Raw genomic sequence first — 13,055 nt, 5'->3', positions numbered from 1 at the left:
GGCAGGATAAAAGGGGCGTCCAACGCGCTCGAACGACAGGCCTGTCATGGATGAACCGGACCTTGGGCGTCGCGCCAGTCGCGCTTGATCTTCTTGGCGAGGCTCCACTTGTGGACTTCGGTGGGACCGTCGTAGATTCGAAAGGCGCGTACCTCGCGAAACACTTGCGCGACGATCGTGTCGTCGGTCACGCCGGTGCCGCCCATGACCTGCACGCAGCGATCGGCGATCCGCATCAACGCCTCGCTGACCGCAACCTTTGCCATCGAGCTTTCCACGGTACCAAGCGCGCCGGTATCGAGCACGTCGGCGCACCAATCGATCATCAGTTCGGCCTGTTTCAGATCGATCATATTCTCGGCCAGCATGAAGCCGACCCCTTCGTGATCGACCAGCGGCTTGCCGAACGCGTGGCGGCGGCAGGCATAGTCGGTCGCGATCTCGTTCGCGCGGTCGCAGGCACCCAGCCACCGCATGCAATGGGTAAGCCGCGCAGGCGCCAGCCGAACTTGCGCGAGCTTGAAGCCGTCGCCCGGATTGCCGAGCATCTGGTCGGCCGGGATGCGCAGGTTGGTGATAGCGACGACCGAATGACCGCCCGGCATGGAACTGTCGATCGTATCGAGCACGCGTTCGATCGTGATCGCAGGATCGGGCAGGTCGACCAGGAACATCGTCGCGCCTTCGTCGGCTTTCGCCATCACGATGCCGACCTTGGCACCGTCGGCGCCTGTAATGAACGCCTTGCGACCATTGACGACCCAGTGGTTTCCGTCGCGAGCGGCGGTCGTGAGCATCATCGACGGATCCGAGCCAGCGCCACCATCGGCCGCTGGCTCCGTCATGAAGAAGGCGGATCGCGCCGTGCCGTCCAACAGCGGCGAGAGGAAGCGCGCCTTCTGCTCGGTGCTGGCAACCTTGCCGAGCAGATACATGTTGCCCTCGTCGGGCGCCATGACGTTGACCGCCAATGGCCCGAGTGGCGACAACCCGGCAGCGCGCAGCACCTTCGCGGTATCTCTGTGCGACAGGTGGCTGCCGTCGGAAAGGATATGCGGGGTCAGAACACAGGCCACGCGCGCCAGATCGCGCAACTCCCGGACGAGTTCGTCCGAAGGACCGTGCGCGCTACGCCGGGGATCGTGTTCGTACGGCACCACTTGGTCGCGAACGAAGCCTGCGACGGCTGCAGCAATCGTGGCGCCGCTCATCGGGGTGCCATCCGGATTGCACCGTCGAGGCGGATCACGTCGCCGTTGAGCATGGGATTGGTCAGGATCGCTTCGACCAACGCGGCGTATTCGTCTGGTTTCCCCAGCCTGCTAGGGTGCGGCACCTGCGTTCCCAGCGAATCCTGCGCCGCTTGTGGCAGGCCCATGAGCATCGGCGTCAGGAAGATCCCGGGGGCGATCGTCATCACCCGGATGCGATGCTGCGCAAGATCGCGAGCGATCGGGAGCGTCATGCCGACGACGCCACCCTTCGAGGCGGCATAGGCTGCCTGGCCTACCTGTCCGTCATAGGCGGCCACCGAGGCAGTGTTGATGATCACGCCGCGTTCCTCACCGATCGGCTCGGCCGCGACCAGTCTCGCCGAGAAGCGGGCAATCATAGCGAAGGTGCCTATCAGGTTGATCTCGACGGCGCGGCGGAAGGCGTCGAGCGGATGCGGAACGTTTTCTTTGCCGACGGTCTTGATCGCGGGCGCTACGCCGGCACAATTGACCAATATCCGGGCGACGCCGTGGGCCTGCTCCGCCTCGGCGAGTGCAGCTTCGATGGCGGCGTCGTCCGTTACGTCGACGATCGCGGCGCGCCCGCCGATTTCGGTGGCGTGAGCTTCTGCGGCGTCACGATCCCGATCTACGATCGTTACCCTGGCCCCTCTGGCCCCTCTGGCCGCGAGCATCGCAGCGGTGGCCCCGCCCAGTCCGGATGCGCCACCGGTGACGATGGCGGCTATGTCGTTGATCTTCAAGACTGTCTCCTATTGTGCGGTGGATCCGCCATCGACGACCAGTTCGGAGCCCGTCATGTAGCGCGATCCGTCTCCGGCCAAAAAGACAATGGCGTCGGCTATCTCGTCCGGCGAGGCCTTGCGCCCGAGCGGCGTGTCCGCCAGCAGCGCGCGCTGTCCTTCCTCCGACGCGTGCGCTCCCGCTGTCAGGGGCGTGGCGACGTGTCCGGGGTGAATGGAGTTGGCGCGTACCCCGTTGCCCAAGGCCGCGCATTCGAGTGCAGTGGCCTTGGTGAACATGCGAACGCCGCCCTTTGCCGCACAGTAAGCGCCGGTGTTGGCGGCGCCCGCGATGCCGCGGATCGACGACATATTGACGATCGCACCGCCCGTCGGCGACTTCGCGAGCTCCGACGATGCTGCGGGGCGGGACCCGTCTATGGACCGGCTCGTCGAATGGCTGCCGGCGAACATTCCCGTCGACGACGATGCATCGTCCATCGTGCATGGCGACTTTCGCTGCGACAATCTGATCTTTCATCCTAGCGAACCCAGGATATTGGCTGTGCTCGATTGGGAATTGTCGACACTCGGGCATCCGGGAGCGAATTTCGCCTATCATGCCATGATGTACCGGATGCCGGCACATATCGTCGCCGGGCTTGGTGGTGTGGATCCAGCTTCGCTGCGGATCCCGTCCGAAGAGACGTATCTGCAGGCCTATTGTGCTCGGCGTGGCTTGGCTTCGATGCCCGGATACGACTTCTACATCGCGTTCAACTTCTTCCGCCTCGCCGCGATCTTCCACGGAATAAAGGGCCGCGTGCTGAACGGTACGGCGGCGTCTGCCGAGGCACGCCAGCGCGTCGCGGTGCTGCCCGAATTGATGGCGCTGGCCTGGGCGCAGGCGGAGCGCGCGACGCGTCGCTGATATTTGGAGAGTTGCGTATGTCCGATCCTACCGCATTCCGCTGCGTTGCCGCGCTATTGGCGTTGTCAACGCCCGCCGCGGCTCTTGCTCAGGTGCCCGCGCGACCGGTTCCCCCCGAACAGGCGACTCAGCCTGCCACGACGAGCGCGCTGCCAGACGACAGCGCGTTGCCCGCGCCCGATCGCTTCAAGCGGTTCGACGATCTCAGTCTGAAGGGCTGGGCGATCTCGTATCCGAAGGTCGCCGATACGATCCTCGCCGATCATCTGGGCGTTCGTGATGCTCTCGCCGATATCGGCATAGGCATTTCGCCGATCAATACGGCTAATTTTCAGTATGACTTCTTGCAGAACGATCGCGGCTATCGTGGACCACAGCTTTATAACGGCCAGCGGATAACACGAACCAATACCACGGCCAGCCTTACCGCAACCTATGATCTCGGCCGTATTGGCCTCAGGGGCGGACAGGTCGCGACGACATTGAGCATCGTTGACAACAGCTTTCCAGCAGTGAACGGTCCGAAGAAAATCCGGATCGGTCGTCTGCACTATTATCAGGATGTGATCGCCGGGGTGTTGGACTTCAAAGCGGGCTACATCGACAACACGCAGGAGTTCCTCGGGATCAACGTCGGTGGCAATCTGGCAACCGGAAACCTTGGACCGCAGGCGACGATCCCGTTCCAACTCGGTCTGAGTTATGGCGGGTTCGCAGCGCCCGGCATCAACGTCCGGGTACGATCGAAGACCGGCTTCTATAACAAATTCGGTATTCGGCGCAGCTTGCCACCCGGGGGTGCGACCGCGGAGAACGCCGTAAACCCAGGAGGTTTTCGTTTCTCTCCGCCAGGTACTGGCGTCTTATTGATCGACGAAATCGGTTTCAATCGGGTATCGGCGCCCGGAACGAAATCTGCCTGGGTACGGTTCGGCGGCATTCACAATTCGACGCGCTACACTCGTTTCTCGGATGGTGCGCAAAAAGATAATTGGGCGGTTTTCGCCGCGGCCGATCGACAGCTGACGCAGACCGATCCGGCAAAACCCTTTCGCGGAATCTATGCCGGAGCGACATTCAACTACGCACCACCCGAACAGAACTTTTACACGCAATATTACGAGGGCCGTGTCTATGGCGTCGGTCTCATCAAAAGTCGTCCGTTCGATCTGGCGTCGTTGGTAACAACGTATAACGTGTATAGTCCGAAGGGACTGCGCGCTCGTGTCCCCACAAACCAATCATTCTACAAAGGTACCTGGGCTGCCACGGCCAGCTACGCCTATCGCGCTGCGGCGGGGATCTATATCCAGCCGGGCCTAGGAGTAACGGTGCATCCGATCTTCAGCCCAAGGTTCGGGCCAGCACTGAACGGCTACCTGAGCCTGATCACGTTGTTCTGAGGCTTCCACCAGCGCTGCAAGGCTGATTGCATATCGCCAAGATCCCGATCAATCTCCTGGAGTAATCCGGACCGTCCAAGCGTGTTCGCCAACGTCTACTTGCCATTCGCAAGGGGCCGCCGTCATGGCGGGTTAGTCGCTCATCGCGCTATTTCCGCACAGATCTTCCTCGAGTTCGAAAGTGTCGAAACAGCGTACCTGGCACCGAGACGCAGGATGCGCCAAGCCCGGGTGATGCGATCAGCTTGAGATACTCCAGGACAGCCGTGCTCCCTTCGATCGCACCCTCGCCCAAGCGCGATCAGCCCCTCCAACTTGGCGGAGGGGCTGACCGGTAGCGTTAGGCAGCCGCGCCTCCGTCGATGTTGAGCGTGGTACCCGTAATATAGCTCGCATCGGGACCGGCGAGGAACGAGACCGCACCCGCGATTTCCTCGACCTTGCCGTAGCGGCCAAGCGGAATGAATCCGATCATCTGCTGCGCAAACTCACCGTTGGCGGGGTTCATGTCTGTGTCGATCGGGCCTGGCTGCACCGTGTTCACCAGAATATTGCGTGATGCGAGATCTTTCGCCCAGCCTCGCGCCAACGCCGCAACGGCCGCCTTGGTCGCGCTGTAGACCGCGGTCGCCGGGAAGGCGAGCTCGCCCGAGACGCTGCCTATCAGGATGATCCGCCCACCGTCGTTCAGGTGCGACAGCGCCGCGCGCGTGCCAACGTGGAGGCCCTTCACGTTGACGTCGAACTGGCGATCGAAGGTCTCGTCCGTATCGTCGGCGACGGCAGAGAATTCCGCCACGCCGGCATTGTGGACCAGGATGTCGATCGCGCCGAGCGCGGCGGCCGCCTGTTCGACGCCCGCGCGCTGTGATGTAGGGTCGGCAGCGTCTGCCTGGAATGCGAAAGCAGTGCCGCCGGCACTCTCGATTGCCGCCACAGTAGCGTCGGCGGCAGCCTTGTTGCCGGCGTAGGTGATCGCGACGGCCGCACCGTCGGCAGCTAGTCGCTTGGCGATTGCTGCGCCGATGCCGCGTGATCCACCGGTGACGAGCGCTTTTTTGCCCTGAAGTGACATGTCAATTCTCCGAAATGTGGCCCGCGATCACGCCGTCGTGTGCTGTCGGCAAGACGGAACATAAGCTGACGCTTCCACAGTTCAACATATCCGAACTATTAAAGTGAGACGGCTCCATTATATGAGCCCGATGCCCCGTTTCACGCATCCCCGTCTTGAAGACGTTCCGCTCGATCTCGCTCTCCACGCGCTGGCCGATCCCAATCGGCTGGCAATGGTGGCACGGTTGGCCGCGACCGAGCGCCTGAGCTGTACCGACGCGGCACCGTGCGAGTCGATCCCCAAGAGCACGCTGTCCAATCACCTGAAGCTGCTTCGCGCCGCCGGGCTGATCGAGACGATGCAGGCTGGGCGCGAAATGATCAACACGCTGCGTCGCTCCGATTTCGACCGGCGTTTCCCGGGCCTGCTCGACGTGGTGCTCGCCAACAGGTTTGCCTGACGCATACCGCGACGCCGACAGAGCAGGCGCCGTATCGGGACCGAAGCTGGCGGTGGCGCTAGGCAGTCTCAGCGTCCGGGATTGGGCCGGCTTGCCTCATTCCGCGAGAACCTAGTTGGATTGGTCTGTCGCCTTTGCGCTCTAGCTATCGCGAGAGGGTGGTGAGCCAAAGAGACAGGCATACTCGCGACTGAATTGCGATACGCTTTCGTACCCGACGGCATCGCCGGCCGCGGCAACGTTGCGGCCGCTGACGATTAGTCGACGAGCCTCCTGCAAGTGCTAGCTCTTCTGATACTGTAGCGGGCTCATCGCCGTCGCCGTTCGAAAATGTCGATGTAGCGAAGCCGAACTCATGCCTGCCTCATCGGCCAACGCTTCGACGCGTAAAGGCTGGTCGAACTGTTCGCGGATTAGCGCAACGCGCGGCGTACCTGCGAAAGGCGGCTATCCGCGAGCGCGAACTGGCGGACGATCGCTCCCTGCGGGCCCTGAAGTAGGCAGCAAAGGATTTCACGCTCGCAAAGCGGCGCCAATACCGTGATGTCCTGCGGCGCGTCGAGTAGCCGACGCAAGCGTAGCCAGGCGTCGAGCAGTTCAGTAATAGAAGGGCCGGGCGGCGTTTTAGTTTCGTAATGCGTCGTAGGGATCCGACTGCGTGCTGTTCCAGTATATTGAACGGAGCTGCTAACACGGCCGGAGACCATATAGGCAAGACGATGGGGGCAGCGCCGGTGTAGTACGTGGGCTACACCGGCGCTGCATTTCGAATTCACAGCACCTCGAACAACCCGGCTGCGCCCATGCCGCCGCCGACGCACATCGTGACGACGACATACTTGGCACCGCGACGCTTGCCTTCGATCAGCGCGTGGCCGGTCGCGCGGGCGCCGGTCATGCCGTAGGGGTGGCCGATCGAGATCGCGCCGCCGCTGACGTTGAGCAGCTCGTCGGGGATGCCGAGGTTGTCGCGGCAGTACAGGACCTGCACTGCGAACGCCTCGTTCAGTTCCCACAGGCCGATATCGTCCATCTTCAGCCCGAAGCGCTTGAGCAGCTTGGGGATCGCCACCACGGGGCCGATGCCCATCTCGTCGGGCTCGGTGCCGCCGACCGCCATGCCGACATAGCGACCGAGCGGCTGGAGACCGCGCTGCGAGGCGATCTTCTCTTCCATCAGTACCGACGACGACGAGCCATCCGAGAGCTGCGAGGCGTTGCCCGCGGTGATCGTGAAGTCGGGGCCCATCACTGGCTTCAGCGACTGGAGCCCCTCTAGCGTGGTGTCGGCGCGGTTGCCCTCGTCCTTGGTGATCGTCACGTCCTTGTACGTGACCTCCTTCGTCTCCTTGTTGACGATCGCCATGTTGGCATCGACGGGGACGATCTCGGCATCGAAATAGCCCGCGGCCTGTGCGGCGGCGGTGCGCTGCTGCGACTGGAGCGCATAGGCGTCCATCGCATCGCGGCTGATGCCGTAGCGTTTGGCAACGACTTCGGCGGTCTGCAGCATCGGCATGTAGACGTCCTTGTGCATCGCGATCAGCTGGGGATCGGGCGCGACGCGCATCTGTGGGGTCTGGACGAGGCTGATGCTCTCGACGCCGCCGCCGATCGTGATGTCCATGTTGTCGGTGATGATCTGCTTGGCCGCGGTGGCGATCGCCATGAGCCCGGATGCGCACTGGCGGTCGAGCGACATTCCCGAGACGGTGACGGGGAGGCCGGCGCGCAGCAACGAGGTGCGGGCGATGTTGCCGGCCTGGTGACCCTGCTGGAGCGCGCAGCCGAAGACGACGTCGTCGACTTCCGCGCCGTCGATGCCGGCACGCTCGAACGCGGCCTTGATCGAATGCGAGGCCAGCGTGGGGGCGGGGGTGTTGTTGAAACCGCCGCGATAGGCGCGGCCGATGGGGGTGCGGGCGGTGGAGACGATGACGGCTGAACGCATGATTTTATCCTTATCTGCTCCCTTCCCGCTTGCGGGAGGGGTTGGGGGAGGGGGTGGCCAAAGCAGCCGAAGCAATCGCGGCTATCTCGGACCCTCCCCTGACCCCTCCCGCAAGCGGGAGGGGAATTAGTTTCAAACGAAAATCTGGCTGATCCATTCAGCGATCAGGGCGGGCTTTTCCTGGCCTTCGATCTCGACGGAAAACGCGTTGGTCTGCTGCCACTGGCCGGGGCGCTTTTCGTCGAACGAGAGCAGCTTGAAGCGACCACGCACCTTCGAGCCTGAGCGGACGGGCGTCAGGAAGCGGACCGAATTGCCGCCGTAATTGACGCCCATCTTCGCGCCCTCGATCGTGGGCGCGTCGGGCACTTTCGACGACAGCAGCGGCATCAGCGACAGCGTCAGGAAGCCGTGCGCGATCGTGCCGCCGAACGGGGTCTGTGCCGCGCGGACCGGATCGATGTGGATGAACTGGTGGTCGCCGGTCGCATCGGCGAACTTGTCGATCATCTCTTGCGTGACTTCCACCCAGTCGGAAACCGTCTCGGTGCCGATGCGCTGTTGCATCTGTGCGGTGGTGATCGTCGCCACGGCATTCCCCTCAAAGCTCATTTGGCGCTAAGCGCTGAAATGTCTCTAGGCGTACAGGCGAGCGGATCGCAAGCCTCACCCAACCGGAAGCTGGAAAATGTCGACTGCCGTAACGTCCCATGCCCGCGATATCATGGCGAAGCTGTACCGCGCGAGCGAACCCGATGTTCTAAAACCGCTGCTGGACCGCGCCGCGCTCGATTCGGATTCGCGCGAGCGGGTGATGGGGCATGCACTGGGCCTGCTCGCGGACCTGCGGGCGGCGCAGAGCAAGGGGTGGGTGAACCAGTTCCTGCAGGAATATCGGCTGAATTCGTCGGAAGGCGTCGCGTTGCTGTCGCTGGCCGAGGCGTTCCTACGCGTGCCCGATCCCGAGACCGCGGATCTGCTGATCGCGGATAAGCTGGGCGATGCCGATTGGCGTGCGCATGCGGGCAAGTCGAATTCGAAGCTCGTCAATTCGGTGACCTGGGGTCTGGTGGTCGGCCGCGTGCTGGTCGGCGAGGGATCGACCGGGCCGCTGCGGCGCCTGATCAGCCGCGCGGGCGAGCCGTTCGTGCGGCAGGCGGTCGGCGCGGCGATGAAGATGATGGGCGAGATCTTCGTGATGGGTCGCACCATCGACGAGGCGATGAAGCGGATGCGGCGCCCCGAGAACAAGGGCTTTACGGCGAGCTTCGACATGCTCGGCGAGGCGGCGCGGACGCATGCCGATGCGCAGCGTTATTTCCAGGCGTATGTCGGTGCGGTCGATGCGGTCGGGCGCGATCCGGCGGCGGGGCACTCGATCTCGGTCAAGCTGTCGGCGCTGCACCCGCGGTACGAGGTGGCGCGGTGGAGCGAGTGCGTGCCCGCGCTGACCGAGATGCTGGAGGCACTGGCGGTGCAGGCGGCGTCGAAGGGCATCGCGCTAACTGTCGACGCTGAGGAATCCGAGCGGCTCGAAATGAGCCTCGACATCATCGGCGCGGTCGCGGGCTTGCCGTCGCTGAAGGGCTGGGACGGGTTCGGCATGGCGGTGCAGGCGTATGGCAAGCGCGCGCGGCCGGTGATCGAATGGGCGAACGGGCTGGACCGCGTGATGAACGTGCGGCTGGTGAAGGGCGCGTATTGGGATAGCGAGATCAAGCGGACGCAGGTCGAGGGGCTGGCGGACTACCCGTTGTTCACGCGCAAGGCGGCGACCGACGTGTCGTACCTGGCCGTGGCGAAGGACATGCTGGCCGCGGAGAATATCCGGCCGGCGTTCGCGAGCCACAATGCGCTGACGGTCGCGACGATCATGGAGTGGGCTGGCAACTCGCGCGATTTCGAGTTTCAGCGGCTGCACGGTATGGGCGACGGGCTGTACGAGCGGCTGGTGCAGGAGAACGGCTATCATTGCCGGGTGTACGCGCCGGTTGGCGGACACCGCGACCTGCTGGCGTATCTGGTTCGGCGGTTGCTGGAGAATGGGGCGAATTCCAGTTTCGTGCATCAGTTGGCGGACGAGCGGCTGACCGAGGCGGAGATTCTGGCGGATCCTGTGGCGAAGATCGCTGCGGTGGGGGGGAAGCGGCATCCCAGCATTCCGTTGCCGGTGGATTTGTTCGGGGCTGGGGGGCACCGGAATTCGGCCGGGTTGGATTTGAGTGATGTGGGGACGCTTGAGGCAACGGTTGCTGCGGTTTCTGCTCCCCTCCCGCTTGCGGGAGGGGTCAGGGGAGGGGCCGACCTTTCCTCCACAGGTTCCGATCGCGGGTTGGTCATCCCCTCCCCCGACCCCTCCCGCGAGCGGGAGGGGAGTTTTGTTGCGGCTGCCATTACGCGGGCGCATGCGGCGTTCCCCGGTTGGTCGACCACGCCGGTCGACGATCGCGCTGCTTGCCTCGAACGCCTCGCCGACCTGATCGAGAAGCATCGCGACGAACTGATGGCGATCTGCGTGCAGGAGGCGTTCAAGACGATTGGCGACGCGATCGGCGAGGTGCGCGAGGCGGCGGACTTCTGTCGGTATTACGCGCAGCAGGCGTGGTTGAACCTGCATCCGATCGAGCTGCCGGGGCCGACGGGCGAGCGGAACACGCTGCATATCGAGGGACGCGGTGTCTGGGCGACGATCGCGCCATGGAATTTCCCACTGGCGATCTTCCTGGGACAGACGGTGGCGGCGCTCGTCACCGGCAACACCGTAGTCGCCAAGCCTGCGCCGCAGACGCCGCGGATCGCAGCACGTGCGGTTGAGCTTGCGCATGAGGCTGGCGTGCCGGTCGATGCGCTGGTGCTCGTGATCGGCGGGCCGGAGGTTGGTGCAGCGCTGACGGCGGACGTTCGCATCCAGGGTGTTGCGTTCACCGGATCGACCGCGACGTCGCGGAAGATCGCGCGGTCGTTGCTCGACGACGAGACGCGGCCGATTGTGCCGCTGATCGCGGAGACCGGCGGGATCAACGCGATGATCGTCGATTCCACCGCATTGCCCGAGCAGGTGGTGGCGGACGTGATCGCCTCGTCGTTTCGGTCGGCGGGGCAGCGTTGCTCGGCGTTGCGCTTGCTGCTGGTGCAGGAGGACATCGCGGACGGCGTGATCGAGATGCTGTCGGGGGCGATGGAGACGCTGCGGATCGGGCGGTCGGGCGATCCCGCGACCGATGTCGGGCCGGTGATCGACCAGGCCGCGTATGACCGGCTGATGGCGTATCGCGAGAGCGTGAAGGCAAAGATCGTCAAGACGCTGGAGGCGCCTGCCGAAGGGTTGTTCGTGCCGCCCACGCTGGTGCGGATCGGGGCGATCGAGGATCTGAACCAGGAGTGGTTTGGGCCGATCCTGCATGTCGCGACCTGGGAGGCAGGGAAGCTTAGCGAGACGATCGCTCGGGTCAACGCCAAGGGTTACGGCCTGACGATGGGGCTGCACAGCCGCATCGCGCGCGCGGCCGAGGTGATCGAGGCCGAGGCTGCGGTGGGGAATTTGTATATCAACCGGTCGATGATCGGGGCGGTCGTGGGGTCTCAGCCTTTTGGGGGCGAGGGGCTTTCGGGGACCGGGCCTAAGGCTGGCGGGCCGCGGTATCTGTACCGGTTCTGTGCGGAGCGGGCGGTTTCGGTGGATACGACGAGTGCTGGGGGGAATGCGACGTTGTTGTCGCTGGATGAGGGGGGGATTTAGTTGCCGGCCCACCGAACTCGGCCTCCGTTCGTCTTATAAGGCAAGTCCCCGACGTCATAGAGCACCACCCCGGCGGAGGCCGGGGTCCAATTGGGAAACGGTGCTGACGACCGTTGCGCTTCGTTACTGCGACCTTGCCAATTGGGCCCCGGCCTTCGCCGGAGTGGTGTTGGGCGTGGCGGCGAGTTCTTCACGTCCAGCCTATCTCGGCGGCTGTGGTTTCGCGTTATCCTAGAAAGCATTGTTTCCCCGCGAAGGCGGGGACCCAGACTGGGCTCCCGCCTTCGCGGGAGAACAAGGTAGGGTAGGGCTGCCCTAACCGGCGCTTACATTCCGAAGCCGAAGGCGAAGGTGTCGAGCGGCCGGGTAGATCATCAGGCGGGCGTTGCTTCCGCCTCCGCCCGTCGCCCCTCAGGATACGGCATCACGACCGACCCATCAGGCGCCGCCATCATGTTCACCTGGGTCGGGAAGGCGATCTCGATCTTCTCACCGTTAAAGCGCTTCAGGATCGCAATCCCCACCGCCGTGCGGCCATCGTAGAAGCTCGCATAATCCGGCCCCTTGCTGTCGAACTGGACCTCGAAATCAAGGCTCGACGCGCCGAAGCCGGTGAAGCCGGCGCGGGTGAAGATCTTGTCGTTGGCCTCGACAATCTCTTTCAGCATCGCGGGAATGCGCGAGCAGACTTCGGGGGGCGTCGAATAGGTGACGCCGATGACGAACTTCGCGCGGCGGTGGTTGCGCTGCGTGTTGTTGAGGATCTCCTTGTTGAGGAGGTTCTTGTTCGAGATTACGCGTTCCTCGCCGTCGATGCCGCGGATGCGCGTCGATTTGAGGCCGATCGCCTCGACGCTGCCCGAGGCCGTGTCGTAGCTGATCGAATCGCCGCGGCGGAACGGGCGGTCGAAGATGATCGCGAGCGCGGCGAACAGGTCGGCGAATATGCCCTGTGCCGCCAGGCCGACCGCGATGCCGCCGACGCCGAGCCCGGCGACCAAGCCGGTGACATTCACGCCGAGATTGTCGAGCACAACCACTAGCGCCACCGCGAACACCACGAACGTGACGAGCAGGCGGATCAGGCCCATCGCCGAGAGCAGCGCTTCGCCCGAATAATGTTCGGACTGCGTGCGGTGCTCGATCGCGCCGAGGATAATCTCGCGCACCCAGACGGCGGCCTGGAACACCGCGGCGACGGTGAAGAGGAAGTTGATCGTCGTCGCGACTTCGCCGGGGGCGGCGGAGTATCCCGCGACCAGCTTGGCGGCGAGCATGACGATGAAGAAATTGCCGGTCCGCGCGATCGCCTTGCCGACGACGATGCCCCAGCCGTTCAGCGCACGCGGGCGTTCGCAGAGCTTGCTGCCGAAGCGGCGTGCGGTGTGGAGGACGATCACGATGACCGCGCCGATGCCGAACGCGATCAGGATCTGGAGCCAGTATGCCTGTATCCAAGCGACACTGGCGGTGACGAAGCCCTGGGCCTGGTCGCCGACGTCGCCCGCGTCGAAGATCGGTTGCTTGGCGGCAGCAGTGGTATTTGTCATGGGAATA

12 protein-coding genes and 1 pseudogene are annotated in these 13,055 nt (G+C 64.0%); 4 read left to right on the top strand and 9 right to left on the bottom strand.

Annotated features, from left to right (window positions below; all coding sequences use genetic code 11):
- Positions 1-44 precede the first annotated feature (44 nt).
- From E5673_RS18270 to E5673_RS18260, 3 genes are read right to left on the bottom strand one after another with little or no spacing between them, the layout of a single operon-like run.
- Complete coding sequence (locus tag E5673_RS18270) at positions 45-1,211, bottom strand: acyl-CoA dehydrogenase family protein (RefSeq protein ID WP_136191095.1); 1,167 nt, start codon at positions 1,209-1,211, stop codon at positions 45-47.
- Positions 1,208-1,978: an SDR family NAD(P)-dependent oxidoreductase gene (locus tag E5673_RS18265; RefSeq protein ID WP_136191094.1), complete on the bottom strand. Its 771-nt coding sequence runs from the start codon at positions 1,976-1,978 to the stop codon at positions 1,208-1,210. Before E5673_RS18265 ends, E5673_RS18270 begins: the two co-directional genes overlap by 4 nt.
- A 9-nt stretch (positions 1,979-1,987) precedes the next feature.
- On the bottom strand, positions 1,988-2,329 hold the full coding sequence (locus E5673_RS18260) for an SDR family oxidoreductase (RefSeq protein ID WP_247599471.1): 342 nt from the start codon (positions 2,327-2,329) through the stop codon (positions 1,988-1,990).
- A gap of 46 nt (positions 2,330-2,375) precedes the next feature.
- On the opposite strand from E5673_RS18260, the pseudogene E5673_RS18255 reads away from it, so the two are divergent.
- Together E5673_RS18255 and E5673_RS18250 are read left to right on the top strand one after the other, a co-directional pair.
- Positions 2,376-2,888 (top strand): annotated as a pseudogene (locus E5673_RS18255) (phosphotransferase); the annotation flags it as partial.
- A 17-nt stretch (positions 2,889-2,905) separates the two neighbouring features.
- On the top strand, positions 2,906-4,291 hold the full coding sequence (locus tag E5673_RS18250; protein WP_136191093.1) for a carbohydrate porin: 1,386 nt from the start codon (positions 2,906-2,908) through the stop codon (positions 4,289-4,291).
- 340 nt (positions 4,292-4,631) lie between these two features.
- On the opposite strand, the gene E5673_RS18245 is transcribed toward E5673_RS18250, so the two are convergent.
- A complete protein-coding gene (locus E5673_RS18245; protein ID WP_136191092.1) occupies positions 4,632-5,366 on the bottom strand; it encodes an SDR family oxidoreductase in 735 nt (244 codons plus the stop codon).
- Positions 5,367-5,496: 130 nt separating this feature from the next.
- On the opposite strand from E5673_RS18245, the gene E5673_RS18240 reads away from it, so the two are divergent.
- Complete coding sequence (locus tag E5673_RS18240; RefSeq protein WP_136191091.1) at positions 5,497-5,808, top strand: helix-turn-helix domain-containing protein; 312 nt, start codon at positions 5,497-5,499, stop codon at positions 5,806-5,808.
- Between the two features lie 282 nt (positions 5,809-6,090).
- Here E5673_RS18240 and E5673_RS20105 read toward each other — a convergent pair whose 3' ends face one another.
- The 4 genes from E5673_RS20105 to E5673_RS18225 all read right to left on the bottom strand — a co-directional run bounded on the left by E5673_RS20105 (position 6,091) and on the right by E5673_RS18225 (position 8,350).
- On the bottom strand, positions 6,091-6,165 hold the full coding sequence (locus tag E5673_RS20105; RefSeq protein ID WP_348769901.1) for a hypothetical protein: 75 nt from the start codon (positions 6,163-6,165) through the stop codon (positions 6,091-6,093).
- Between the two features lie 56 nt (positions 6,166-6,221).
- Positions 6,222-6,515, bottom strand: coding sequence for an AraC family transcriptional regulator N-terminal domain-containing protein (locus E5673_RS20100; RefSeq protein WP_247599469.1), 294 nt, complete (start codon positions 6,513-6,515; stop codon positions 6,222-6,224).
- 65 nt (positions 6,516-6,580) lie between these two features.
- Positions 6,581-7,759, bottom strand: a complete 1,179-nt coding sequence (locus E5673_RS18230; RefSeq protein ID WP_136191090.1) for an acetyl-CoA C-acyltransferase — start codon at positions 7,757-7,759, stop codon at positions 6,581-6,583.
- Between the two features lie 132 nt (positions 7,760-7,891).
- The gene (locus E5673_RS18225; protein WP_136191089.1) at positions 7,892-8,350 is read right to left on the bottom strand and encodes a MaoC family dehydratase; all 459 of its coding nucleotides are present in this window, start codon (positions 8,348-8,350) and stop codon (positions 7,892-7,894) included.
- A gap of 133 nt (positions 8,351-8,483) precedes the next feature.
- Here E5673_RS18225 and putA point away from each other — a divergent pair, with 133 nt between their 5' ends.
- Positions 8,484-11,498, top strand: coding sequence for a bifunctional proline dehydrogenase/L-glutamate gamma-semialdehyde dehydrogenase PutA (gene putA / locus E5673_RS18220; RefSeq protein ID WP_247599700.1), 3,015 nt, complete (start codon positions 8,484-8,486; stop codon positions 11,496-11,498).
- Between the two features lie 374 nt (positions 11,499-11,872).
- On the opposite strand, the gene E5673_RS18215 is transcribed toward putA, so the two are convergent.
- Positions 11,873-13,048 carry a mechanosensitive ion channel domain-containing protein gene (locus E5673_RS18215; protein WP_136191087.1) on the bottom strand — a complete coding sequence of 392 codons (1,176 nt, stop codon included), beginning with the start codon at positions 13,046-13,048 and terminating at the stop codon, positions 11,873-11,875.
- Positions 13,049-13,055: the final 7 nt, after the last annotated feature.

It is taken from the genome of Sphingomonas sp. PAMC26645, from assembly GCF_004795835.1.
In the GTDB taxonomy this organism is placed as follows: domain Bacteria; phylum Pseudomonadota; class Alphaproteobacteria; order Sphingomonadales; family Sphingomonadaceae; genus Sphingomonas.
Note: the sequence above shows the minus strand (reverse complement) of the source record. Positions and strands in the feature narration are given on the sequence as shown.

Bases quoted from the DNA above. Each gene is read 5' to 3' on its own strand.
- E5673_RS18270 (WP_136191095.1), bottom strand. From the start codon at position 1,211: ATGAGCGGCGCCACGATTGCTGCAGCCGTCGCAGGCTTCGTTCGCGAC.
- E5673_RS18230 (WP_136191090.1), bottom strand. From the start codon at position 7,759: ATGCGTTCAGCCGTCATCGTCTCCACCGCCCGCACCCCCATCGGCCGC.
- E5673_RS18250 (WP_136191093.1), top strand. From the start codon at position 2,906: ATGTCCGATCCTACCGCATTCCGCTGCGTTGCCGCGCTATTGGCGTTG.
- E5673_RS18215 (WP_136191087.1), bottom strand. From the start codon at position 13,048: ATGACAAATACCACTGCTGCCGCCAAGCAACCGATCTTCGACGCGGGC.
- E5673_RS18245 (WP_136191092.1), bottom strand. From the start codon at position 5,366: ATGTCACTTCAGGGCAAAAAAGCGCTCGTCACCGGTGGATCACGCGGC.
- E5673_RS18260 (WP_247599471.1), bottom strand. From the start codon at position 2,329: ATGTCGTCGATCCGCGGCATCGCGGGCGCCGCCAACACCGGCGCTTAC.
- E5673_RS18240 (WP_136191091.1), top strand. From the start codon at position 5,497: ATGCCCCGTTTCACGCATCCCCGTCTTGAAGACGTTCCGCTCGATCTC.
- E5673_RS20100 (WP_247599469.1), bottom strand. From the start codon at position 6,515: ATGGTCTCCGGCCGTGTTAGCAGCTCCGTTCAATATACTGGAACAGCA.
- putA (WP_247599700.1), top strand. From the start codon at position 8,484: ATGGCGAAGCTGTACCGCGCGAGCGAACCCGATGTTCTAAAACCGCTG.